18 protein-coding genes are annotated in these 23,054 nt (G+C 71.8%); 10 read left to right on the top strand and 8 right to left on the bottom strand.

Going from position 1 to position 23,054, the window contains the following annotated elements; translation table 11 throughout:
* The first annotated feature begins 336 nt into the window (after window positions 1-336).
* On the top strand, window positions 337-2,655 hold the full coding sequence (locus VGB24_RS11530; protein ID WP_331073093.1) for a PAS domain S-box protein: 2,319 nt from the start codon (window positions 337-339) through the stop codon (window positions 2,653-2,655).
* Between the two features lie 1,282 nt (window positions 2,656-3,937).
* A complete protein-coding gene (locus VGB24_RS11525; protein WP_349263915.1) occupies window positions 3,938-4,153 on the top strand; it encodes a dodecin in 216 nt (71 codons plus the stop codon).
* Window positions 4,154-4,231: 78 nt separating this feature from the next.
* Here VGB24_RS11525 and VGB24_RS11520 read toward each other — a convergent pair whose 3' ends face one another.
* From VGB24_RS11520 to mobB, 3 genes are all read right to left on the bottom strand, one after another.
* Complete coding sequence (locus tag VGB24_RS11520) at window positions 4,232-4,411, bottom strand: hypothetical protein (protein ID WP_331073091.1); 180 nt, start codon at window positions 4,409-4,411, stop codon at window positions 4,232-4,234.
* A 64-nt stretch (window positions 4,412-4,475) separates the two neighbouring features.
* On the bottom strand, window positions 4,476-5,771 hold the full coding sequence (gene glp, locus VGB24_RS11515; RefSeq protein ID WP_331073090.1) for a gephyrin-like molybdotransferase Glp: 1,296 nt from the start codon (window positions 5,769-5,771) through the stop codon (window positions 4,476-4,478).
* Entirely contained in the window at window positions 5,761-6,942 is a 1,182-nt protein-coding gene (gene mobB, locus VGB24_RS11510; protein ID WP_331073089.1) for a molybdopterin-guanine dinucleotide biosynthesis protein B, read from the bottom strand. The genes glp and mobB overlap by 11 nt, the downstream gene beginning before the upstream one ends.
* A gap of 135 nt (window positions 6,943-7,077) precedes the next feature.
* Between mobB and VGB24_RS11505 the strand changes: the two genes are divergently transcribed.
* Window positions 7,078-7,788 carry a BON domain-containing protein gene (locus tag VGB24_RS11505; RefSeq protein WP_331073088.1) on the top strand — a complete coding sequence of 237 codons (711 nt, stop codon included), beginning with the start codon at window positions 7,078-7,080 and terminating at the stop codon, window positions 7,786-7,788.
* Between the two features lie 108 nt (window positions 7,789-7,896).
* On the opposite strand, the gene VGB24_RS11500 is transcribed toward VGB24_RS11505, so the two are convergent.
* The 3 genes from VGB24_RS11500 to gpmI all read right to left on the bottom strand — a co-directional run bounded on the left by VGB24_RS11500 (window position 7,897) and on the right by gpmI (window position 11,492).
* Complete coding sequence (locus VGB24_RS11500; RefSeq protein ID WP_331073087.1) at window positions 7,897-8,388, bottom strand: BON domain-containing protein; 492 nt, start codon at window positions 8,386-8,388, stop codon at window positions 7,897-7,899.
* Window positions 8,389-8,407: 19 nt separating this feature from the next.
* On the bottom strand, window positions 8,408-9,130 hold the full coding sequence (locus VGB24_RS11495) for a hypothetical protein (RefSeq protein WP_331073086.1): 723 nt from the start codon (window positions 9,128-9,130) through the stop codon (window positions 8,408-8,410).
* A gap of 799 nt (window positions 9,131-9,929) precedes the next feature.
* The gene (gene gpmI, locus VGB24_RS11490; RefSeq protein ID WP_331073085.1) at window positions 9,930-11,492 is read right to left on the bottom strand and encodes a 2,3-bisphosphoglycerate-independent phosphoglycerate mutase; all 1,563 of its coding nucleotides are present in this window, start codon (window positions 11,490-11,492) and stop codon (window positions 9,930-9,932) included.
* A 338-nt stretch (window positions 11,493-11,830) separates the two neighbouring features.
* On the opposite strand from gpmI, the gene VGB24_RS11485 reads away from it, so the two are divergent.
* On the top strand, window positions 11,831-12,865 hold the full coding sequence (locus tag VGB24_RS11485) for a hypothetical protein (RefSeq protein WP_331073084.1): 1,035 nt from the start codon (window positions 11,831-11,833) through the stop codon (window positions 12,863-12,865).
* A 145-nt stretch (window positions 12,866-13,010) separates the two neighbouring features.
* Here the strand turns inward: VGB24_RS11485 and VGB24_RS11480 are convergent, their stop codons facing one another.
* Window positions 13,011-13,943 (bottom strand): ectonucleotide pyrophosphatase/phosphodiesterase, encoded by a 933-nt coding sequence (locus VGB24_RS11480; RefSeq protein ID WP_331073083.1) that lies wholly within the window; start codon window positions 13,941-13,943, stop codon window positions 13,011-13,013.
* 288 nt (window positions 13,944-14,231) lie between these two features.
* Between VGB24_RS11480 and VGB24_RS11475 the strand changes: the two genes are divergently transcribed.
* Window positions 14,232-15,059, top strand: a complete 828-nt coding sequence (locus VGB24_RS11475) for a hypothetical protein (protein WP_331073082.1) — start codon at window positions 14,232-14,234, stop codon at window positions 15,057-15,059.
* A gap of 117 nt (window positions 15,060-15,176) precedes the next feature.
* On the opposite strand, the gene VGB24_RS11470 is transcribed toward VGB24_RS11475, so the two are convergent.
* Window positions 15,177-16,088 carry a response regulator gene (locus VGB24_RS11470; protein ID WP_331073081.1) on the bottom strand — a complete coding sequence of 304 codons (912 nt, stop codon included), beginning with the start codon at window positions 16,086-16,088 and terminating at the stop codon, window positions 15,177-15,179.
* 42 nt (window positions 16,089-16,130) lie between these two features.
* Between VGB24_RS11470 and dacB the strand changes: the two genes are divergently transcribed.
* The 5 genes from dacB (at window position 16,131) to VGB24_RS11445 (ending at window position 22,816) form a co-directional block, all read left to right on the top strand.
* A complete protein-coding gene (dacB, locus tag VGB24_RS11465) occupies window positions 16,131-17,648 on the top strand; it encodes a D-alanyl-D-alanine carboxypeptidase/D-alanyl-D-alanine endopeptidase (RefSeq protein WP_331073080.1) in 1,518 nt (505 codons plus the stop codon).
* A 6-nt stretch (window positions 17,649-17,654) separates the two neighbouring features.
* A complete protein-coding gene (locus VGB24_RS11460) occupies window positions 17,655-19,007 on the top strand; it encodes a S41 family peptidase (RefSeq protein ID WP_331073079.1) in 1,353 nt (450 codons plus the stop codon).
* Between the two features lie 91 nt (window positions 19,008-19,098).
* Entirely contained in the window at window positions 19,099-19,857 is a 759-nt protein-coding gene (locus VGB24_RS11455) for a hypothetical protein (RefSeq protein WP_331073078.1), read from the top strand.
* 194 nt (window positions 19,858-20,051) lie between these two features.
* Window positions 20,052-20,774, top strand: coding sequence for an ABC transporter ATP-binding protein (locus VGB24_RS11450; protein ID WP_331073077.1), 723 nt, complete (start codon window positions 20,052-20,054; stop codon window positions 20,772-20,774).
* Window positions 20,774-22,816 (top strand): ABC transporter permease subunit/CPBP intramembrane protease, encoded by a 2,043-nt coding sequence (locus tag VGB24_RS11445; protein WP_331073076.1) that lies wholly within the window; start codon window positions 20,774-20,776, stop codon window positions 22,814-22,816. Before VGB24_RS11450 ends, VGB24_RS11445 begins: the two co-directional genes overlap by 1 nt.
* The last annotated feature ends 238 nt before the right edge of the window (window positions 22,817-23,054 follow it).

Genomic DNA, 23,054 nt, shown 5'->3' with positions numbered 1-23,054 from the left:
CCCAGTTCGACGGCCAGCCCGTCGGCGCATGGACCTCGGCCCTGGCCACCAACACCCGCCTTCACGCCGCCGCCTCGTCCATCCTCCGCGGCTCGTAACCTCGCGACACACCACCGGCACGCGGACGCGCGGCAGCAGGGAACGCCCCCTGCTGCCGCGCTGTTCTGCACCACGATAGCCAGACGCAGCAGTCAATCGGCTCCGGCGCGCAAGTTGCCCCTGCATCAGTGCTTGTGGGATCACCCTCAACGCACTTCGACGGAGCGAGTGGCTTCTCCAGGGGTTTCTCGACCCGCCCGGACGGCCGGGCGCCGCACGGAAGCACGCGGCTATCTCGTGGCGCTGGCGCTCACCGCGGGCGCGCTGGCGCTTACGCTCGCGGTGCGCCCGATCGTCGACCGCAACATGATCGGCCTGCTGCTCGGTGCCATCACGCTCTCGGCCTGGTACGGGGGGCTGCGCGCCGGGCTGTCGGCCGTGAGCTTCAGCGTGGTCGGCGGGTTCGTGCTCTTCCTGCTGCCGCGCGGTCCCCAGGCAGAGGAGTACGCGGCCGACGCCATCGGGCTGGGGGTGGTGTCGGTCGTGGGTGTGTTCGTCGCCTGGCTGGTGCACCGCGTGGAGGTGCACCGCGCGGAGCTGGGCCACCGCGAGCTGCACTTTCGCGAGATGATCGAGGCGGTCACCGACTACGCCATCTACGGGCTGGACGTCGGCGGCCGCATCGTCACCTGGAACCTGGGCGCGCAGCGGCTGAGCGGCTACTCCGAGGCCGAGGCCGTGGGGGAGCACGTGTCGCTCCTTCATACCACCGAGGAGCGAGAGCGCGGGCATCCCGACGAAGTGCTGCGCGAGGCCACGCTGAACGGCCGGTTCACGGAGGAGGGCTGGCGGGTGCGCAAGGACGGCACCCGCTTCTGGGCGAGCGTGCTGATCAGCGCCATCCGCGCGCCGGACGGAAGCCTTTCGGGCTTCACCAAGGTCACCCGCGACCTCACGGAGCGCCGCCGCGCGGAAGAGGAGCTGCGCGACCGCGAGGCGCGCCTGGCCTCCATCGTCGGCTCGGCCATGGACGCCATCATCACCACCGACGACGACCACCGCATCGTGCTCTTCAACCGCGCCGCCGAGCAGATGTTCGGCGTGGCCGCCGAGGAGGCGCTGGGCACCCCCGTCGACCGCTTCGTTCCCGCGGGGCAGATGGCCGAGTTCGCCGAATCCGGCGGCACCGCGCGCACCGTGCCCGGGAGCCGCGGGGCGTTTCCGGCGCTGCGGGCGGATGGAACGCAGTTTCCCGCCGAGGCCACCATCTCCACGTCCGCCGTCGGCGAGCAGCGGCTGATCACGTTGGTGCTGCGCGACGTGACGGAACGGATGCTTGCCGATACGGAGCGCGAGCGGCTGCTCACGGAGATGGAGGCGTCGAGCCGCGCCAAGTCCGAGTTCCTGGCGACGATGAGCCACGAGCTGCGCACGCCCATCAACGCCATCGTGGGCTACGCCGAGCTGATGGAGCTGGGCATCGGCGGCGACCTCTCTTCCACGCATACGGACTACCTGCGGCGCGTGCGCACCAGCAGCCAGCACCTGCGCGGGCTGATCGACGACGTGCTCGACATGGCGCGCGTAGAGGCGGGGCGGCTGGAGGTGCGCGCCGGCGAAGAGCCGCTGATTCCCGCCGTCCGCCAGGCCGCGGAGCTGGTTGCGCCGCAGTCTGCCATGCGCAACGTGACGCTTTCGGAGGCGGACGTGCACCCCGTCCGCTATCGGGGCGACCCCGACCGCGTGCGGCAGGTGCTGGTGAACCTGCTGGGGAACGCGGTGAAGTTCACGCCCGCGGGCGGAAGCATCTCCGTCCGCTCGCGCGTGTGCGCGCGCAAGCCGCCGGGCACGGGGCTGGGCGAGGGGCCGTGGGTGGGCGTGGAGGTGCGCGACACGGGCATCGGCATTCCGGCGGACGAGATCGAGCGCATCTTCGAGCCGTTCACGCAGGTGGACCAGGCGTACACCCGCGAGCAGGGCGGCACGGGGCTGGGGCTGGCGATCAGCCGGCGGCTGGCGCGCAGGATGGGGGGCGACCTGACGGCCCGCAGCGAGCCGGGCGAGGGCTCGTGCTTCACCCTGTGGCTGCCGGCGATCCCCGCGCCCGAGCTGGTGATTCCGCCCGAGGAGCCGGTGCGGTGGCCCATGCGCCCCGGCGAGGTGGCCGGGCTTTCGGAACTGGGGCGGATGCTGTCGGAGCGCGTGGACGAGGTGGTGCGGCGGTGGGCCGACCGCCTGGCCCGCGACCCCGTCATTCCCGATGCGGCGGGGCTGGACCGCGCCCAGCTGGAGGACCACGTGGCCACGACGCTGGTGGAGCTGGGAAAAGAGCTGATGACGCTGGACGAGGGCGGCGGCGAGCCGGCGCTGCTGCGCGACGGAACCGACATCCAGCACCTGATCGCGACCCGCCACGGCGAGCAGCGCGCGCGGCTGGGGTGGACGCCGGCGCAGCTTCGGCGCGAGTACGACCTGCTCCGCGACGAGGTGGAGGCGCTGCTGGCCACCGTTCCCGCCTCGGCCGACGCCGACCGAAGCACTGCGCACGCCATCCTGCAGCGCCTGCTCTACCGCGCCGAAGAGCTGAGCACCCTCGAGCTGAGCCGCACCACGTAGCCCCCTCCCCCGGCCCCTCCCCCGCAAACGGCGCGGGAGAGGGGAGAACTTCGGGCGAGGTTCGACGGGATTCGGCGCATGCCTCTGGGAGCCCCCTCCCCCCGGCCCCCGTCCCCCGCTGCGCAGGGGAGGGGGAGACCTGAATTGCGCTTCGGGTGATCGGCGCACCCTCGGGTGACCTGGTCGTCCGCTCGGAGCAGTTCGCCGCACCCCGGTCGCCGAGGTGGTGGGGGGGATGGAGGGGAGCCCAGCCGAAGCGTTCAGAATGCGATCGAAACCCCCACCTGGGTCGTGCGGTCCGCCCCGGGAAGCACCAGCAGATTTGTGCGCACGGAATCTTCACGCTGTCGCTCCGGCGCGCCGATCAGGGCGCCCGTCACCAAGCCCACCGCTCCCCCTGCCGCCGACCCTACGACGAGCGCCAACGGCCAGTAGTCCTCGCCAGCCTCACCCCGATTGGCGACCCATGTCACGGCTGCGAACCCGGCACCCCCAACGAGGGCTCCAGCCGCCAGACCCCAGAGCGCTCCGCGCCTGCGGTCGCGTGGCGCGGCATCTACCGGGTGCGGGGCGAGACCTTGCGCGTACTCCAGGGGGCTGCTCGGTGTCAGCAAAACGATGGGCGCTCCCTGCGGCGCTGCCGCACCGTGCGGCGGCAGAGATTCGACTTCCTGCGCACGCGCCGGTCCGGCCGAAAGCGACTGTAGCAGCACTAGAAACAAAAAAACGTACCGCATGAGGTCCTCTCCGGAAGTGTTGCGGCTGTGGACCCCACCGGGCACCGGCGGGCGTCGACGGCTGGTCCCAGCATGCGATCGCTCGGGCTCGTCCCCATGCCAGATTGCCTCCCCGGGTGGGGAGCAAGGGGTGTACCTCCTCTCCCCGCGCCGTTTGCGGGGGAAGGGTTGGGGCTGGGGGCGCCGGCCCGGGCACCGGGCTGTCCCGCCGCACCAAAACCCGAAGTGTACCCCCTCTCCCACGCTGTTTGTGGGAGAGGGTGGCACGCGTGTCAGCGCGGCCGGGTGAGGGCCCCCACGGAAGCCGAGGCCTCGGCTGCCGTGACCGCTGCCGCGCCCTGGTTCGTACGTGCCCGCGTTTAGATCCTTCGGCCCGCGCGGCAGGTGCCACGGGCCGGTTTGGCGCGCCTGGGCCTCAGGATGACAGGCTTGTGAGGGCGCCATCAGCTCTTGGATGACAGCTCGTTGCATGCTGGTGGAACGTCCCTTGCCCCCGGGGGCGCGGCCGGACGACGGGTCCGGATTGGCCTGAACGGGAGCGGAAGATGAGTGGCGTGTTCAAATCGATCGAGATGGTGGGAACGTCGTCCGAGAGCTTCGAGGATGCCACGCGCGCGGCGGTAAAGCGCGCGGGCGAAAGCATGCGGAACCTGGAGTGGCTGGAAGTCGTGGAGCAGCGCGGCTACATCAGCGGTGGCGACATCCGCGAGTACCAGGTGAAGGTGAAGCTCTGGTTCAAGCTCGAAGGAAACGACGAGTAAACTCCACCGCTGGACGGCCACGCGGCCGGCTCCCACATCGGGAGGCCGGCCGCGTTCGTCGTGGAGCCGATTCGCCGCTCAGAAGATCAGCGACAGGGCGAAGGCCGCGACGACGAGGGCGACGATCACGATTCCCCAGCCGGAGAGCCCCATCCGGGTGGACTTTACGTCACCGATGGTGTCGCCGTGGGCGCGGTCCGACGCCCCGAGCTCCGGGTCGGTGGTCTGGAATCGGTTCGGATCGGGTCCGCTCGCCATCTACGCCTCTCGGTGCGGGTCAGGTGTCTGGATCTCCCGGCTACGCAACGCCCGCGCCGCCGCCCTACACCGGCGGCTGCTCCACCAGCGGCGCGCCGTTCAGCACCACCACGCGCACCGCGCCGCCGGGCCGCAGCTCCGCCCCGGCGGGAACGATGGCCAGCCCGTCCGCGGCCGTCATGGAGCTGGCGATCCCCGATCCCTGCGGCCCCGTCAGCTGCGCCAGGAACGACTCGTCGGCCTGCCGGTCCAGCCGCACGCGGGGAAGGTGCATCAGGTCGCCCCGGGCCGAGTAGGGCACGGCCAGCCGCACCGTCATCGACGGAAAGTGGATGCGCGTGTGCCCGCACATCCGCAGCAGCGCGGGGCGCACGAACAGCGCGAACGTCACCATGGTCGACACCGGGTTCCCCGGCAGCCCGAACCACGGGATTCCCCCCAGCGCGCCCACCCGTCCGAATGCCAGCGCCGAGCCCGGCCGCACGCGTACGCGCCAGAAGTCCACCTCCGTGTCCATGGCCTGCAGCGCGCCCGCCACATGATCGTGCTCCCCCACGCTGATCCCCGCCGTGGTGATCAGCGCGTCGCAGCCGGCTGCAAGCTTCAGGTGCTCGATCAGGCTCTCGGGCGTGTCGCGGGCAATGCCCAGCACGCGCGCCTCCAGCCCCGCCTCGGCCAGCTGCGCGGCGAGCGCGTAGCTGTTGGTGTTGACGATCCGCCGCCCGGCGCGCACCTGCTCGAACTCTTCCACCGGCACCAGCTCGTCGCCGGATGCCAGGATGGCGACGACGGGCCGGCGCACCACCCGGAGGGAGGGGCGCCCCACCGCGGCCGCCAAGGCGATCTCCGCGGCGCGCAGCACGGTCCCGGCGCGGAGCACCACGTCGCCCTCGTCCACGTCTTCGCCGCGCGAGCGCACGTTCCGCCCCGTGTCCGCATCTAGGTGGATGGTCACGCGGCCGGCCGCCGCCCCGATCTCCACGCCGCCGTCCGTGTGCTCCACGCGAATCACCGAATCCGCCCCATCCGGCACCGGCGCGCCCGTCATGATGCGGATGGCCTCGCCCGGGCCCAGGGCGCGAGAGGCGAAGTGGCCCGCCGGCACGTCGTCCACCACGGGCAGGGTCACCGGCGCTTCGGGCGAGGCGCCCAGGACGTCGGCCGCGCGCACGGCGAACCCGTCCATCGCGCTGTTGTCCCAGGGCGGCAGGTCCACGGGAGACACCACGTCCTCCGCCAGCACCGAGCCGAGCGCCTGCATCAGAGGCCGCTCCTCCGCAGCCAGCGGTTGGACGCCAGCCAGGATGGCCTGCAGCGCGTCGCCCGCGCTCAGCCAGTCGGGGGCGCGCTCAGCGGGCATTCGCACCCGCCAGGAAGCGGTCGATCACCAGGTCCGCGACCCGCGCCACGTGCGCGTGCGGATCGCCCGGGTCGAGCAGGACGACGGGGACGGGGCAGATGAGATCGGGATCGTCGGTCACGATGGCGGTCAGCAGGGGATCGGGGGTGGCAAGGTCGTGGATCGGGCGATCGTGGACGGCGCGGCGAAAGACCTCGATGCGGGGAAACGGGCCCTGCTTGTAGCCCTCGATCAGCACCAGGTCGTAACCGCGCCCCGTGTAGAAGTCGCGGACCAGCTGCCGCGGATCGGGCTCGCCGTCGATCCGCATCACCAGCGCGATCTTTCCTTCGCCCGCCATGATGGTCGCCTGGGCCTCACCTTCGTTGAAATGCCGCCAGCTGTCGCGCCCGGGCTGGTCGGTCTCGAACGCGTGGTGCCCGTGCTTGATGGAAGCCACGCGGAATCCCCGGCGCTTCAATTCGGCCAGGAGGGCGGTCGCAAGTGTAGTCTTGCCGCTGTTCTTCTTACCGACGATGCACACCACCGGCGGCATCTCGGGGCTGGTGATGCGTTCTGCCGCGCGAAGATCGTCCACCGTGTTCACGTTGAGGAAGAGGACGCCCGGATCGCCGATGCGCCGGACTTGATGGATCGGAATGCGGGCCGCGCGGATGCGGTCCGCGAGTCGAAAGGACTGCCGCTCGCCATCCGCCAGCATGCGGTCGACCTCGGGCAGGCAGCGGACGGAATACCAGGCGCACAGCGGCTCGATCCCACGCCGCCCGCCGCTCTCGGGGACGACCGCGTCCACATCGGTGGATGCAGCCCGGTCCACGACCGCCCGCAGCAGATCGGCGCTGACGAACGGCATGTCACAGGCGACGACCAGTGCGCCCGTGCGGCCCATCTCCAACGCCCAGCGCAGCGCCGTGCGGATGCCGCCGAGGGCGCCCAGCCCGGGAACGTCGTCCGGGCGGATCGGCAGGTCGAGATCTGCGAAGAGCGCGGCGTCGTTGGCGATGATCACCACCGGATCCGCCACCTGCGTCAGCGCGTCCTGAACGCGGTCGACGATCCGCCGCCCGCCGACGGGCGCCAGCGCCTTGGGTGCGCCGAAGCGGCGGCTGGCGCCACCCGCCAGGATCGCGCCCAGCGGGGTGGGGGAGGGCGGTGCGCCGGAGTCCGTCATCGCGTGCCGAAAAGTGGAGTTGCCTGGCCCGAAGCTACCGGCGCGGGGGCGCCGGAACAACCCGGAGCCGGAACGCGTCTTGCGCGCCGGCGCCGCACGAGCGGGATGGGACGGAACGCGAACGGGAGGCTGAGGATGCGCGGATACGACGCGTACCGGGGTGGATGGCAGGGCGGCCCGGGACCGATGGGCGGCTACGACCGCGGCTGGCGCCCGCGCGGGCCGATGGGCGGCGCGCCGTGGGGCGGGGGCGGTGGCCCGTTCGGGCGTGGGGGCTTCGACCGGTACGACCGGGGGATCTACGGCGACGCGTATCCCGGGTTCGACGGCGTTCCGGGCGGCGGGCGCCCCCGGGGCTACGACGCGGGCGGCGGATTCGGGCCCGGGCGCGCGCCCATGCAGCGCGCCTGGGGCGGGTACGCCGAAGATTACGGCGACGAGGGCGGATACGCGCGGGCGCCGTTCCTTCCCGACCACGTCTACCAGCGCCACCCGGAGCTGAACCAGCGGCCGGAGCGTGGGCCGCGCTACGGCTACGAGGTGGACGATACCGACCTGGGCATGGACGACGGCGAGATCCTGGCCGCCGTCCGCCAGCGCCTGTACGAGGACGTGTGGGTGGCCGTCGACCGCATCGGCGTGGAGGTGGAGGATGGCATCGTCACGCTGACGGGCGAGGTGGACGACTTCCTGGAAGCGCGCTATGCCTGGGACGATGCGTGGGAAACCATGGGCGTGCGCGGCGTGCTCAACCACATCCGCGTGCGCCTGGACGAAGCCGGCCCCGCGCACGGCGACCTGCTTCCGCAGAGCACGCACGGAACGTCGTCGGAACCGAGTGCGTGAGTGCGTTAGTGCGTTAGTGCGAAACAGATAAACAGAAGCGGGTCCTGGCACAGTGCGCCGGGACCCGCTCTCAGTTACTTCCGCACTGACGCACTCACGCACTTCCGTTCAGTGGCTCTCCCTCGAGCCATACCCCTCGCCGACCGGCCGGTCGGGTGGCACGTAGGGCGTGCCCTCGTTGACGGCTTCGGTGATGCTGTGGGTGCCGTACATCTGGCCCGCCAGGTCTTCCACCAGGTGCGCGGCCGTGTCGGACTGGTTTTCGTTGGTGTCGCCGAGCTGCGAGTCCGTCTCCATGTCCATCATCACGGCCTCGTCCGCCGCCTCCGGAAGCGTGCCGCGGTGAAGCTCGTCGACGATCAGCTCGTTCGTGAACTCCTGGATGCCCAGGATCTCCACGATCACCTGCTCGGCGACGGACACCTCGGAGTCGCTGCCCACCCGGCCGGAAAGGGTCACGTGCCCGTCCTTTACGGCCACGTCCACCCAGCCCTGGTCGATCTCGGGATGCTCCTGCAGGTGCTGCACGACCACGTCGTACAGCTCCTCGTCGCTCATCCCGGAAAAGTCGAAGATGTCGCCCCTGTATCGTGCCGCCATGCGGCCTCCCTCGCGGTGCTTAGAAGTGGAACGCTCCCCCGACCGTCAGCCCCGCGACCGGGTTCCATTCGCCGCGCTCGGTGCGCGCGATGGAGAACCCTTCGGGCGTGTTCATCCGCCACAGCCGGCCGGTAAGCTCAAGCCGCAGCGAGACGTTCTGCGCGGGGAACCAGTCGGTCCCGAGGCCAGCGCCTACCGCAAAGCCGGGGCCTAAGCGGAAGCGCTCGAGGTCGTCCAGCTCCGCCTCCTCCTCGGCCGGGTCGCCACCCGCCAGGTCGCCGACCAGGCCGCCCATGCCCACGACGAACGGGGCCAGCCCGTTCCAGGTGCGCGGTCCCGTCAGGTGAAAGCGCAGCCCCACGTCGCCCATGACCACCAGGGAGGGAACGTCCACGCCCAGGTCCTCGACCTCGAGGCGGGTGGAGTCGGCCAGGTACTCCGGCCCGAACAGGCGGCGCTGCGTGGGGCTGATGCCGATCGATCCCTCGAGGGACAGCGGGCCGCTCGCGCGAATCTGGTAGCGCACGCCCACGACCGGGCCCGCCTCGGGGCCCAGCGGGATCGAGGTGCTGTCGTCGAGGGCCACGTTCTGGTCCGGCACCATGTACCCGCCGAAGACGTGGATGCTCTGCGTGGTCTCGATCCGCCGGAACGGCGAGGGGATGCTCTGGGCGGCGGCGGTGCCGGGGCCCAACAGGAGGGCGGAAGCCAGCAGCAGGGCGGTCCGCGTGATTCGCGTCATCAGTCAGGTCTGGCGGCGATGGAAAGAACAAGGGGGCCGGCACGTGCCCGCCCCGAACGGCGCGGCCCAGGACGAGAGGCCCGGAACCGCGCTTAATACCGGCCCGAAGCTATGGTTTGTTCCGGGGAGGGGCAAGGAACCGCAGGGAAGTGGGAATCAGGCTCGGCGACTGACGCAAACGGCAATCCGTCATCCAGAGGCCCAGGCGCACCGCACTCGCCCGCACGACGGGCTTCGCGGGCCGAAGGATCTTGCCTGGGATCGGGCGCGGCAGCGACACCGAACCCCGAGACGCGGAACCGTGGTCGTGGTGTGAGCCCAGGCTTGGTCGGGCGAATGAATTCGCGGCAACAACCACCCGAAGTCCGCCTTCGCGGACTGGCCTGCCGTCGTGCTGCCGACGCGCATCCGAGCACCGGGATGTCATCCCGATGGAGCGGCCACGAAAGGCCAGCCCCCACACCGTCGATGGCAGCGACTGAGGGATCCGCCACACAGTACGGCGCCGACGACGACCGCGGACTCACTAAGCCCCGGCTTTTTGGGGGCACTCGCCTGGATCGGGCATCCACGCAAGTGCGCGAGCGGCGAACGTTGGGGACGCCGGTGGATCGCGACGTTTGGCGCGTCAGGCGGAGTGTGTGGCGGATTCCTCAGTCGCTGCGGGCTTTCATGGGCGGGCAGGTCCGGTGGGGCCGCTCCATCGGAATGACATCGTGCGCGCAGGCAGGTGCGGTGGATTCTCCCTCTCCCCTGCGAAGCGGGGGAGAGGGACGGGGGACGGGCCGGGGGAGGGGCCCTACCGCCGCAAATCGCGCCCGGTCATCGCCGCCGGCTGGGGCACGCCGATCAGCCCCAGGATGGTCGGCGCCACGTCGCAGAGCGCCCCGTCCGCCAGCCCCGTGGCCGTCCGCCGGTCCTCCGGCTCCACCAGGATGATGCCCACCGGATTCGTCGTGTGGGCGGTGTGCGGCCCGTTCGTGGTGGGGTCCCACATCTGCTCGCAGTTTCCGTGGTCCGCCGTCACCAGCAGCGTCGTGCCCGTCTCGCGGCAGGCCGCCAGCACCTGCCCCAGCCCCTCGTCCACCGCCTCCACGGCCTTCACCGCCGCCTCCATCACCCCCGTGTGCCCCACCATGTCGGGGTTGGCAAAATTGCACACCATCACGTCGTACTTGCGCGTCCGGATGGCCTCCACCAGTCCGCGCGTGACCTCGGGCTCGCTCATCTCCGGCTGGAGGTCGTACGTGGGCACCCTGGGCGAGGGCACCATGCGCCGGTCCTCGCCCCGGGGCGGCTCTTCGACGCCGCCGTTGAAGAAGAAGGTGACGTGCGGATATTTCTCCGTCTCGGCCGTGCGGAAGCTGGCGAGGTCGTGCGCCTGCAGAACGTCCGCCAGCTTGTCGCCCATCTCCTGCGGCGGAAACGCGGTGGGCAGGGAAAAGTTCTCGTCGTACTGCGTCATCGTCACCACGTCCAGCTTCGGCCGGCCGGGCCCGCGGTCGAAGGCGTCGAACGTTTCGTCCGCCAAGGCGCGCGAAAGCTGGCGCGCGCGGTCAGAGCGGAAGTTGAAGAAGATCACGCAGTCACCGTCGCGCAGCAGGCCGATGGGCTGGCCGTGGTCGTCCACCATCACCCGGGGCTGCACGAACTCGTCGGTCTCGCCCTGCTCGTAGGCGGCGGCGACGGCGCCCAGGTGGTCGCGCACCCCCAGCCCCTCGCCGTACACCATGGCGCGGTACGCCTTTTCGGTGCGCTCCCAGCGCTTGTCGCGGTCCATCGCCCAGTACCGCCCCATCAGCGTGGCCACCTGCACCCCGCTGCCGCTTCCCGTGCGCCCGAACAATTCCGTCATGTAGTCGCGCGCGGACCGGGGCGGCGTGTCGCGGCCGTCCAGGAACACGTGGATGTACGTCTTGGGGATGCCGTGCTTCGACGCGAACTCCGTCAGCGCCAGCAGGTGCGTATCCACCGCGTGCACCCCGCCGGGGCCGATCAGCCCCATCAGGTGAAGGGCGCTCCCCCGCTCCTTCACGCGGTTGACGATGTCCAGGAACACCGGGTTCTCGTGGAACTCGCCCGACTCGATGGCGGTGCTGATGCGCTGCAGCGACTGCATCACCACGCGGCCGGCGCCCAGGTTCAGGTGCCCCACCTCGGAGTTGCCCATCTGCCCCGCGGGAAGCCCCACGGCGGGTCCGTGCGTGGCCAGCCGCCCGCGCGGGTAGCCGTCCTCCTCCCACAGGTGCCGCCAGGTGGGCGCGTGGGCGCAGGTGACGGCGTTGTCGGGGGCGGGCTCGCGCAGCCCCCAGCCGTCCAGGATCACCAGGCACACGCGCGGGCGGGGCGACGAATCGGGCATGGTTGGGCGGTCCGGAAAGATGAACGTGCTTGACGGCCCCGCGGGGCGGTGCATATCTTGGGCGCAATCCCGTTGAGACGACCAGCAAACTACGACGCCCGAACGGTTTCGCCACCCCGGGCCGCGGCTGCTCTCGACGCGCAAGGACTTCGCCGCTCCTCACCGCCGCGCCGCCATCGTGCACCGCGCGGCCCTGCCGGACCTCCGCGCCCCGCGCGCCGGCTGCACCACGTCGCCGGCCGGTCCGTTCCCAGCACACGTTTCACCGCCTAGCCTTCCGGGCCCCGCGCCCTGGAAACGATCCGCCGTTCCCACGGCCGCAGTACACAGGAGCTTCAATGCACCGACCCCGCCGCACCCTCGCCACCGCCTGCTCCCTGGCCCTCGCGGGCACCGCGCTGGGCATGTACGCGCCCAACAAGGCCGCCCCGCCGCTCACCTGGTCGTCCGTGGTCCCCGCGTCGCCTGCGGCCGGCTCCAGCGACGCCGCCGTGCGCCTGGCCGCCAGCGTGTTCGGCCACAGCGGCAAGCTGCGCGCGGTGCTCACCGACCCCAACCGGCCGCTGAACCTGCCGATGGAGTGGGTGGAGGCCAGCCCCTTCGACGCGTCGTACCGGTGGATGCCGCAGGCCGGCACCGAGCTGCGCATGCTCGAGGGGGGCGGGTCGATGGTCGCGGGGCTGCGGGCGCCGGGGTCGGCGGGAGTGTGGCGGCTGCACCTGGCCGGCACCGGCTGGCAGCAGGAGATGGCGGACCTGGCGGTGATCACCCGCGTGCCGTTTTCCGAAAAGCGCGGCGGCTTCCTGAACGGCTACCGAATCGGCACGTACGCCACCGAGCGCGACGTGCGGCAGGGCGCCTACGCGCCCCCCTCGGGGTTCATCGAGGTGACCGAGGCCAACCAGGACCTGCAGGTGTCGGAGCACTTCCGCCTGCGGAACTTCCTTACCAAGGACCAGTTCGGCGTGTGGCCCAAGTACCTGGCGCTGGACCTGAAGCTGATCGACAAGCTGGAGCTGGTGATCCAGGAGCTGAACGCCATGGGCGTGCGCGCCGAGCAGATGGCCGTGATGAGCGGCTTCCGCACCCCCGCGTACAACGGCCCGGGCGAGGGCGGGCGCGCGCGGCTGAGCCGCCACACCTACGGCGACGCGTCGGACGTGTGGGTGGACAACGACCGCGACGGCTACATGGACGACCTGAACGGCGACGGCCGCCGCGACACGAACGACGCGCTGGTGGTGCTTCGCGCGGTGGAGCGCGTGGAGCGCCGCTACCCCGAGCTGACGGGCGGCGCGGGCGTGTACCGCGACAACGGCGCCCACGGCCCGTTCATCCACATCGACGCCCGGGGCTACCGCAGCCGCTGGTAGCCGTCCTCGCCGTGAGAAAAGAAAAGGGCCGGCCTCGTTCGCGGGGCCGGCCTTTTCGTATTCCCAAGCTCCGTCAGGCCTCGCACGGACGACACGGACGAGGAACGGGAGCACCTCCGCAGTTCCTCCGTGTGACCCCCGCGGTTTACGGAGCCGGAGCCGCCACGGCGGGGCGCGTGAACGCGCTTTCGACGGGGCGCCCGGCCCAGTCCGCCGGCACCTCCACGCCCAGCAGCCAGAGCGTGGTCGCGGCGGTGTCGAAGGTGCGGATGGGCGTCTCGATGCGCCCCGGCTTCACCCCCGTCCCCCAGGCGATCCACGGGATGGTCATGTCCTCGGGCGCGTCGGTGCCGTGGTCGCGCCCGTGCCCCCCGTGGTCCGCGGTCACGATCACCACCACGTCGTCGCCGAAGGCGCGCACCGCCGCGCGGCGGATCTGCTCGACCGCCGCGTCGGCCCGGCGAACCGCCCAGCGGTAGGGCGTCGACATCCACCCCACCGAGTGCCCGGCGATGTCGGGATCGGGAATGTGCACGAACAGCAGGTCCGGCCGGCGGAACTGCAGGAACTGAACGACGTCCTGCGTCATCCGCGGCGCCATCACCACCTCCAGCCCGCGCGGCGCCTCCACGTCGTCCGGTGCGCCGGGGTGGATCAGGTGGCGGAACTTGGCCTTGGCGAAGTACGCCGCCGTGTACAGCCCCGCATTGTCGGCCACGTCGAACATCGTGGGCACCGTCACCCGCCCCTCGGCGTCCACCCGCTCGTCGTTGAAGGTGATGCCGTGCACCTCGGGCGGCTGGCCGGTGATCATGGAGGTGTGCGACGGCAGGGTGCGGCTGGGCAGGATGGTCTGCGCCCGCAGCGACCATGCCCCCTCGCGCATCATCCGCTGCAGGTTGGCGGCGCCCGCCGCCTCGATGGCGTCGGCGCGCAGCCCGTCGACCGAGATCACCACCACGTGCCGCGCCACGCCGTCGAACGTCCTGGGCGTGGCCGCGCTCCGGTTCAGCCCGCCGCACGCCGCGAGCGCGGGGGCCAGCACCGCCAGCGCGGCCGCCCGCCGAATGGTCATCATCCGCATCCCGCTGCTTCCCTGCTTCCGGTTTCGGCGAATCGCTCCGCCCCTCGTGCAACCCCATGCGGAGCACTGAGTTCACCCAACATGGCAAGAACCCTGCGCACGCGGCGGGGCGCCGGGTGAAACTTGCGGCCCCCGCCGTCGTATCAGTGGGGGACCGGCAGTCCATGGGACGCGAACCTTGCCGCCCGTCCGCGGCGGCGTGGAGGATGTGGGATGTATTGCTCGACGTGTGGATCCAGCGTGGCCCCCGGCAGCGCGCATTGCTCCTCCTGCGGCGCGGCCGTGCCCCGCGCCATGCATGCCGTGCAGGCGGCCCGCCGCGCGCCCCTGGCCGACGCGGTGGCCATCTGCCCGCGCTGTGGCTTCCAGGGGCAGTCTGTCTCGTACTTTTCGCAGACCGGCCCGCTGGCGGGGATGATGGTGCTGGCCGTGCTGACGCTGCCGTTCTTCGGCGCGGGCGGCATCCTGTACTACTTGATGCGCCACGACCACCGCGCCTGCGCCCGCTGCGGCGAGGGGTGGGGGAAGCGCGGCGAGCGGGTGGCGGCGCTCAGCACCGTCGGCGCGGCGGGGCAGGCCGGGGCCCCGGTGCAGGTAGACGTTCCCGAGCCGTCCGTCGGCTACGCGGGAACCATCCTGCTGGCGTTCATCGCCGTGATGATGGTGACGATCGGCATCACCGAGTTCGCCCCGGTGGTGGCGGTGATGGGCGCGATGGCGGGGGTGGGAAGCGTGCTGCGGTACAACGTGGTCCGCCGCCGGCGCGACGACCGGCGCGACGCCATCCTGCAGGCGCTCCAGCAGCCGGTGCTGCGGCTCGCGGCGGAGCGCGGCGGCGCGCTGACGGTGACGGAAGTCGCCTCGTCGCTGGGGTGGACGCTGCCCCGCGCGGAAAAGGTGCTGAACTCGCTCGAGGACGGGCTGCGCATCGTCTCCGACGTCAGCAACGAAGGGGTGATCGTGTACGAGTTCCGCGAGATGGTGCACGCCCAGCGCGCCCCCGCGCCGCGGATCGCCCCGCCGGTCCCGCCCGCCCCGCGCGCGCCGGGGCTCGACGCCACGCTGGGGCCCGACATGACCATGGCCTCGGCGCACACGCTCCGCGCCTGAGCCGCCGGTCGATATACGGACGAAAGGCCCACGAGATCGTGGGCCTTTCGTCGTTCCCGCGCCCGCCGCGCCTTGAGCGGACGCGCCGGTTGCGGTAGATTCCGTGCCGAAACCCGCCTACAGCTCCGCTTCGGCGATGCCGCCGCCGCCGGGGGTCTTCGACTGCCGCTTGGCTTCGGCCACGCGCTCGCCCAGCGCCTCCAGCGTGGTCCAGCGCTCCGGTCGTACGCTGACGATGGCCGCCGACAGGCGCGTCAGCCGGAATTCGCGCTCCACCCCCTGCCGGTCGCGCGCCACGTAGACGCCCGCCCGCACGGCGTCTTCAGGCAGGTGGCGCGGCAGCCCCTGCGAAAAGCGGGCGCGGGCGGTCAGCACGATCTCCTTGGCGTCCTCGGGCCGGCAGACGGCCACGAAGTCGTCGCCGCCCACGTGGCCCACGAAGGCGTCGCGCCCCTCCACGGTGGTCGCCACGGAGCGCCCGGCCTCGCGGATGGCCTCGTCGGCCACGGCGAAGCCGAAGCGGTCGGCGAAGGGCTTGAAGTCGTCCAGGTCGAAGTAGCAGACGGCGAAGGTGTCGCCGGATTGCCGCCGGCGCTGGATCTCGCGCTCGATCGCCTGCCCGCCGGCAAGCCCCGTCGTGGGGTTGCGGTCCAGCACGCGCTGCACCTGCCGCGTGAGGGCCGCCACCCGCGCCAGCAGCTCGCGGGGGTCGAAGGGCTTGGCCAGGTAGTCGTCGGCCCCGGCCTCGAAGCCGCCCAGGCGGTCCTCGATGCTGGACTGCGCGGTGAGGATGAGCACGGGCAGGTGGCTGACGCGCGGGTCGGCCTTGATGTCGCGGCACACCTCCAGGCCGTCCGGGCGCCCCATGCGGTAGTCCAGGATCACCATGTCGGGGGGCTGGCGGCGCACCTCGGCCAGGGCCTGGGTTCCGTTCTCGGCCAGGCGCACCTCGTGGCCGGCGTGGCGCAGAAAGTCCGACACCAGCTGGCGCAGCCCTTCTTCGTCGTCCGCGTACAGGATCTCGCTCATCCGGCTTCCCACCCCCGACGGTTTTCTTTGGACGTGACCGCATTGAAAACGACGTTCCCCCGCCGCCTGGCCGCGCTGCTGCTGGCGCTCGCGGCGTCCGTGGCCCCGCTGTCGCCGGGGCACGCGCAGAATGTAACCGCTTCGCGCCCCCGCGCCACGCCCGGGGCGGCGGCGGCGCGGCTGGCGGAGCGCATCGACGCGGTGCTGGCCCGGCCGCAGGCGCGCCAGGCACGCTGGGGGATCGAGGTGCGCGACGCCGCCAGCGGGCGCGTGCTGTACGCGCGCGACGCGGGCCGGGCGATGGTTCCCGCCTCCAACCTGAAGCTGGTGGCCGCCGCCGCGGCGGCGCATCACCTGGATCCCGAGTTCCGCTTCCGCACCACGCTGTACGCCGGTGGCGAGGTGCGGGACGGGGTGCTGCACGGCGACCTGGTGCTGTACGGGCGCGGCGACCCCATGATCTCGGCGCGCTACTTTCCCAGCCAGACCGCCGTCTGGGAGATGCTGGCCGATTCGCTGCGCGCCCGCGGCATCCGCCGCGTGGCCGGCGGGGTGACGGCCGACGAGAGCTTCTGGGACACCGAGCGCCACGTGGCCGACTGGGACCCGGAAGACCGCAAGTGGTGGTACGCGGCCCCGGTGGGCGCGCTGGGCTTCAACGACAACTCCATCGACTTCCGCATCCTTCCGTCATCGACGGTCGGCCAGCCGGCGCGCATCGCCGGGGAGCCCGCGTCGGCCTTCTACCGGCTGGACAACGACTCGCGCATGGTGGCGGCGGGCACGACGGCCACGCTGGACTTCGACCGCGTGCCCGGGACGAACCGCATTCGCGCCTTCGGGGTACTTCCCGTGGGCGCCGGGGCCGACGTGGAGTCGTTCGCCGTCGAGGACCCGGCGCGCTGGACCGGCGTCACCTTCCGCGAGGCGCTGGAGCGGCGCGGCATCGCCTTCGGCCGGGCGGAGGTGCGGGTGGTGTCGGATTCCACCCTCTCCGTCTCCCGCACGGCCCCCGTGCTGGCGGAGTGGCTGTCTCCCCCGCTGGACAAGGCGATCGGCCCGGTGCTGCTGAACAGCCAGAACTGGTTCGCCGAGGCGCTGGTGAAGACGCTCGGCAAGCAGGTGCGGGGCGAGGGAAGCTGGGCGGCGGGGCTGGCCGTGGAGCGCGCCTTCCTCACGGGCGTGGCGGGCATCGACAGCGCCGAGTTCGTGCTGCGCGACGGGTCCGGCCTTTCCTCCCTCAATCGCATCACGCCGCACGCCCTGGTGAATCTTTTGGACTACGTGCGCCGTACTCCCCGCCAGGCCATCGTTCGCCAGGCCATGCCCGTGTCGGCCGGGAGCACGGGGTCGCTGCGCGCGCGGCTGACGGACCTGCCGGGGCGCGTGGCCGCCAAGACGGGATACATCGGCGGGATGGACACCCTCAGCGGCTACCTGGCGATGCCGGACGGCCGCGAAATCCTTTTCTCCATCATGGCCAACGAATCGGGCCAGCCGTCCGCGAGAATGAAGGCACTCATCGACGACGTGGTGCGCGCCATCGCGGCGGAAGCGTAAAGACAGATGAAATCGATCGGATTCCTCGCGCTCGGCGCCGCCCTTTCCGCCTGCGCCACGGCTGCGCCCCCCGCGGACGCGCCTTCACCCACGCCCGCGCGGCTGGACCCGGCGGTGGCCCTGGCCACCTTCGACAGCGCGTGGTCGTCGGTGAACCGGACCTTCTGGGACACCACCTTCTACGGGGTGAACTGGCCCGCGGTGCGCGACTCGCTGCGCCCGCGCGCCCAGCAGGCCACCAGCAACGCCGAGCTGCGCCGCGTGATCACGGCGATGCTCGACGAGCTGGGCCAGTCGCACTTCAACGTGATCCCGGGCGAGGCCAGCGAGTCGCTGCGCGCGGGGGGGTCCGAACGCGAGGGCCAGCCGGGCGACGCGGGGATGGAGGTGCGCTACGTGGACGGCCGCGTGCTGGTGACCCGCGTGGTTCCCGGCGGGGCCGCCGACGCGGCGGGGATCCGGCCCGGGTGGGCGGTGGAGGCGGCGGGCGCGATGACCGCCCAGCGCGTCGCCGACGCGGTGCAGAAGCTGAGCGGTACGATGGACGCCCGCCGCGTGGCGTACATGGCGGCCGGGGGCGCGGGTGCCGCGCTCCGCGGAACCGCGGGAGACACGGTGCAGGTGAAGCTCTCGGACGGCGCGGGCCGGATGGTGGAGCGCGCGCTGGTGCTGCGCGAGCTGCGCGGGCAGATGGCGCGCTTCGGCAACCTGCCGCCCATGGAGGTGCGGGTGGAGCAGGACACCCTTCGCGCCTCGGGGCGCACCATCGGCGTGATCGGCTTCAACATCTGGCTCCCCGCGGCGATCCCGGCACTGGACCGCGCCGTGGACGAGCTGCGCGGCACCGACGGCATCGTCATCGACCTGCGCGGCAACCCCGGCGGGCTGGGCGGCATGGCGCCGGGGTGGGCGGGGCACTTCGTGGACCGGCGCGACACGCTGGGCACCATGATCACCCGCCGCGACCGGCTGGAGTTCGTCATCAACCCGCGCCGGGTGAGCGCGGCCGGGCAGCGGGTGCAGCCCTTCGCCGGACCCGTGGCCATCCTGACCGACGAGATGACGGCCAGCACCTCCGAGATCTTCGCGGGCGGGCTGCAGGCGCTGGGGCGGGCGCGGGTGTTCGGCGCCACCTCGTCGGGGCAGGCGCTTCCCTCGCTGATGCCGCGGCTTCCCAATGGCGACGTGCTGCTTCACGCCGTCGCCGACATGATCGGCCCGGGCGGCGTGCGCTGGGAGGGCCCCGGCGTCGTGCCCGACACGCCCGCGCCGGTGACCCGCGAGGCGCTGCTGGCGGGGCGCGACCCGGCCCTGGACGCGGCGGTCGCCTGGATCGTGGAACAGAACTCACGCCGCTGAAACGCGGCTCATCCGTGGCGGACGATGGTCCGCCGCACCCGGGCGGCCGCGGGAGTTCCGGCCGCAGCAAGACCAACCGAGAGAGATTCGCATGAGCTTCCGCACTTCGCCCCTCCGCGTGCTGGCCCTGGCCGGCGCCGCCCTGACCGTGGCCGCGGCGCCCGCCCAGGCGCAGACCCTTCCCACCGCCGAGCAGGTGGTGGCCCGCTACGTGACGGCCATCGGCGGCGAGCAGGCCATCTCGGCGCAGCAGTTCCGCCGGGTGCAGATCGAAATGTCGATGCCCGCCGCCGGCATGAGCATGACCGCCGAGATGATGCAGGCGCGCCCGAACAAGGCGGTGATGAACATCGAGATCCCGGGCATGGGCAGCATGCGCCAGGGCTACGACGGGCAGGTGGCGTGGTCCATCAACCCCATGCAGGGTCCCAAGATCCTGGAGGGCAAGGAGCTGGCGGACCTCCTGCGCCAGTACGACTTCGACGCCAACATGCGCTTCTCGCACATGTTCCGCACCATGGAAACCGTCGCCCGCACCGAGATGAACGGCGAGTCGTGCGTCAACGTGCGCATGGTGACGGAGTCGGGTGACGAGGTGCTCAACTGCTTCGCCGACGACGACGGGCTGCTGGTGGGCGCCGTGGTGAAGTCGTCGACGGAGATGGGGCAGATGGAGAGCACCATCACCTTTCACGACTACCGCGAGTTCGGCGGGCTGAAGATGCCCACGCGCACCTCCATGTCGGTGATGGGACAGCAGATGGAGATGATCGTCAAGTCCATGACCACCGATCCCATCGACGCGTCGGTCTTCGCGCTGCCGGCCGAGGTCAAGGCGCTTCAGCAGTAAGGGACGGTACCAAGTACCAAGTACCAAGTACCAAGTACCAAGTACCAGGGGGGGGGGAGGGCCGGTCGGCTCTCCCCCTCTTCTTTTTCGCGGCAAGCACCGCCTCGCGGCTGGTCGCGCGCGCCCGTATCTTGCCCAGTCGCAAGGTACTTTCCCGATGGTCGCGGCTTTCCCCACTCTCGTCGCCCCTCGTCTTGATCGAATTCCTCGATCTCACCAAGGCCTACGGCGGCTTCGTCGCGGTGCGCGGGCTTTCGCTCGCCGTGCGCCCCGGCGAGGTGTACGCGCTGCTGGGGGCCAACGGGGCGGGGAAGACCACGGCCCTGCGCTGCCTGGCCACGCTGCTGGCGCCCACCTCGGGAACGGCGCGCATCGCGGGGTTCGACGCCCGCGAGCAGCCGCTGGAGGTGCGCCGCCGGCTGGGCTTCCTGGCCGCGTCCATGGGGCTGTACGCCCGGCTGACCTCGCGCGAGCTGCTTCGCTACTTCGCCCGGCTGCAGGGGGTGGACGAGGCGCAGCTGGAGGCGCGGGTGGACGACGTGGTGCAGCGGTTCGGCATCGCGCCGTTCGAGGACAAGCTGTGCGGCCGGCTTTCCACCGGGCAGCGCCAGCGGGTGAACATCGCCCGCGCCACCGTTCACGATCCCCCCGCCCTGGTGCTCGACGAGCCCACGCTGGGGCTGGACGTGCTGAGCGGCGCCGCCATCTACGACTTCATCGCCGAGGCGCGCCAGCGGGGGCGGGCCGTGCTCTTCAGCACCCACCACATGAGCGAGGTGGAGCTGCTGGCGGACCGCGTCGGCATCCTGGCCGGTGGGCGGCTGGCGGCGGAGGGCACGGTGCGCGAGGTGGTGGCGGGGAGCGGGGAAGAGAACCTGGCCCGCGCCTTCCTCAAGATCGCGCGGGAGGCGGCGTGATGCGCTGGGCCACGGTGCGCACCGTGCTGGCCAAGGAGCTTCGCGAAACGCTCCGCGACCGGCGCACGCTGTTCATGATGCTGGTGATTCCCACGCTGCTGTACCCGGCCATGATGGTGCTGGCCGAGCAGCTGGCCCTGTTCGGGCAGCGGCGGCTGGGGGCCGAACAGGCGCGCGTGGCCGTCACCGGCGCGGACGTCCCGCTGGTCCGCTTCCTGGACGCCGACTCCGCCATCCGCGTGATCTCCGCCGAGAGCGCATCGGTGGATGCCGTCCGCCAAGGGGACGTGGACGCGGCCCTGGTGATCGGCGCCGCGGGCGTGGCCCCGGGCGGGGACGGGGGGACGCGGAGCATCGCCCTGCTGTACGATGCCTCCAACGACCGCTCGCAGCGCGCGCAGGGGGTGACGCGCGAGCGCCTGGACGAGTGGGGCGATTCGCTGCTCTCGCGGCGGCTGCGGGCGAGGGGTCTTCCCGCCGGCTTCGCCACGCCCATCGCCGTGGCCGACTCGTCGGTCGCCACCGCCGAGGAGGCCGGGGGATACGCGCTCGGCCGTTTCCTTCCCCTGATCCTGGTGATGATGACGCTGCTGGGCGCCTTCTATCCGGCGATCGACCTGGCGGCGGGGGAAAAGGAGCGGGGCACGCTGGAAACGCTGCTGACCGCGGCGGTGCCGGCGCGGGAGATCGTCGCCGGCAAGTTCGCGGCGGTGGCGCTGATCGGCATCGTGGCCGCCGCGGCCAACCTCCTCAGCATGCTGCTCACCTTCCAGTCGGGCGTCTTTCGCTTCGCCCGCGCGGCGAACGTGCGGTTCACGCTGCCGCTGGAGTCGGCCGCGCTGATCCTGCTGGCCCTGGTGCCGCTGGCCGTTCTCTTCTCCGCACTCTTCCTGGGGATCGCCGTCCGGGCGCAGTCGTTCAAGGAGGCGCAGAACGCGCTGACCCCGGCGCAGCTGGCGGCCATCCTTCCCGTGCTGGTGGTAACGCTTCCCGGGATCGACTTCACCCCCGCGCTGGCGGTGGTGCCGGTGGTGGGCATCGCCATGTTCTTCCGCGAATTGATGGCGGGGGAGGCGCCGCTGGTGCCGTCGCTGCTGGCGTTCGCGGCCACCATCGCCTACGCCGCATTGGCGCTGGCCTACGCGGCCCGCGCGTTCGGGCGCGAGGACGTGCTGTTCGGCGGCGGCGCGGGGACGGCGGCCGTCGGCGGCTCGTGGGGCGAGCGGCTGCGGACGTGGCGCGCCGCCCCGCGCGGCGTGCCGCTGCCGGCCGAGGCGCTGGCCTTCATCGCCCTGGTCGCCCTGCTGTACTTTCACCTGGGAACCCGGCTGCAGGCGGACCTGGGCGAGCGCGGGCTCCTGGTCTCGCAGTGGCTGCTGCTCGCCCTTCCCGCGGTCGCCTTCACCACGCTCGGACCCTACCAGCCCCGCAACGCGCTGGCCCTGCGCGCCCCGGCGCCCCGCGCCCTGGTGGCGGCCCTGCTGATCGCGCTGGGTGGAATTCCGGTGGGATGGCTGATCGGCTGGCTGCAGCTGCAGATGTTCGAGGGCGGGATGGAAAGCCTGGGCTACCTGGAGAAGCTGCTGACGGCGACGGACGCGCGGCGCGCGATGTGGCTGTTCTTCCTGGCCGCGCTGACGCCCGCCATCTGCGAGGAATTGGTGTTCCGGGGCGTGCTGCTGCAGTCGCTGGGTCGCGAGATGCGCGCGTGGCGGGCCATCGTGGTGACGGCGGCGGTGTTCGGCGCGTTCCACCTGTCGTTCGAGACGGCCCTGCGCTTTCTGCCCACGGCATGGGTGGGGCTGCTGATGGGGTACGTGGCGTGGCACTCGCGCTCGATCTTCGCGAGCATGCTGATGCACTTCGCCAACAACGCGTTCGTCGTGCTGCTGCTCTGGCAGCCCGGCGTGCGCCGCGCGGTGCTGAGCGGCGGGTCGCTCTCGTGGCCGCTGGTGGCAGGCGGAGTGGTGCTGCTAGCCGCCGGCATCTGGCTGCTGCCCCGGCGAGATCCCGAGCCGGAGCCACAGGGCCTGTCATCCTGAGGCCCAGGCGCACCGAACCGGCCCGAAGTACCCCCGTCGCGGGCCGAAGGATCTAGCCCGGGGCACGAAATGAACTTGGGCGCGGCAGCGGTCACGGCAGCCGAGGCCTCGGCTGCCGCGGGGCCCTCACCCGGCCGCGCTGACACGCGTGCCACCCTCTCCCACAAACAGCGTGGGAGAGGGGGTACACTTCGGGCCTGGGGTGGGATCATCCGGGATCATCCCGCTATTTTTCTAT

It is taken from the genome of Longimicrobium sp. (assembly GCF_036399935.1).
Lineage (GTDB): Bacteria > Gemmatimonadota > Gemmatimonadetes > Longimicrobiales > Longimicrobiaceae > Longimicrobium.
The sequence above is the reverse complement of the archived record's forward strand: the minus strand, read 5'-3'. Positions and strand labels throughout refer to the sequence as shown.

Excerpts from the sequence above, each read along its gene's own strand:
- VGB24_RS11525 (WP_349263915.1), top strand. The coding sequence starts at position 3,938 with ATGAGTGGCGTGTTCAAATCGATCGAGATGGTGGGAACGTCGTCCGAG.
- VGB24_RS11520 (WP_331073091.1), bottom strand. The coding sequence starts at position 4,411 with ATGGCGAGCGGACCCGATCCGAACCGATTCCAGACCACCGACCCGGAG.
- glp (WP_331073090.1), bottom strand. The coding sequence starts at position 5,771 with ATGCCCGCTGAGCGCGCCCCCGACTGGCTGAGCGCGGGCGACGCGCTG.
- mobB (WP_331073089.1), bottom strand. The coding sequence starts at position 6,942 with ATGACGGACTCCGGCGCACCGCCCTCCCCCACCCCGCTGGGCGCGATC.
- VGB24_RS11505 (WP_331073088.1), top strand. The coding sequence starts at position 7,078 with ATGCGCGGATACGACGCGTACCGGGGTGGATGGCAGGGCGGCCCGGGA.
- VGB24_RS11500 (WP_331073087.1), bottom strand. The coding sequence starts at position 8,388 with ATGGCGGCACGATACAGGGGCGACATCTTCGACTTTTCCGGGATGAGC.
- VGB24_RS11495 (WP_331073086.1), bottom strand. The coding sequence starts at position 9,130 with ATGACGCGAATCACGCGGACCGCCCTGCTGCTGGCTTCCGCCCTCCTG.
- gpmI (WP_331073085.1), bottom strand. The coding sequence starts at position 11,492 with ATGCCCGATTCGTCGCCCCGCCCGCGCGTGTGCCTGGTGATCCTGGAC.
- VGB24_RS11485 (WP_331073084.1), top strand. The coding sequence starts at position 11,831 with ATGCACCGACCCCGCCGCACCCTCGCCACCGCCTGCTCCCTGGCCCTC.
- VGB24_RS11480 (WP_331073083.1), bottom strand. The coding sequence starts at position 13,943 with ATGATGACCATTCGGCGGGCGGCCGCGCTGGCGGTGCTGGCCCCCGCG.
- VGB24_RS11470 (WP_331073081.1), bottom strand. The coding sequence starts at position 16,088 with ATGAGCGAGATCCTGTACGCGGACGACGAAGAAGGGCTGCGCCAGCTG.
- VGB24_RS11460 (WP_331073079.1), top strand. The coding sequence starts at position 17,655 with ATGAAATCGATCGGATTCCTCGCGCTCGGCGCCGCCCTTTCCGCCTGC.
- VGB24_RS11455 (WP_331073078.1), top strand. The coding sequence starts at position 19,099 with ATGAGCTTCCGCACTTCGCCCCTCCGCGTGCTGGCCCTGGCCGGCGCC.
- VGB24_RS11445 (WP_331073076.1), top strand. The coding sequence starts at position 20,774 with ATGCGCTGGGCCACGGTGCGCACCGTGCTGGCCAAGGAGCTTCGCGAA.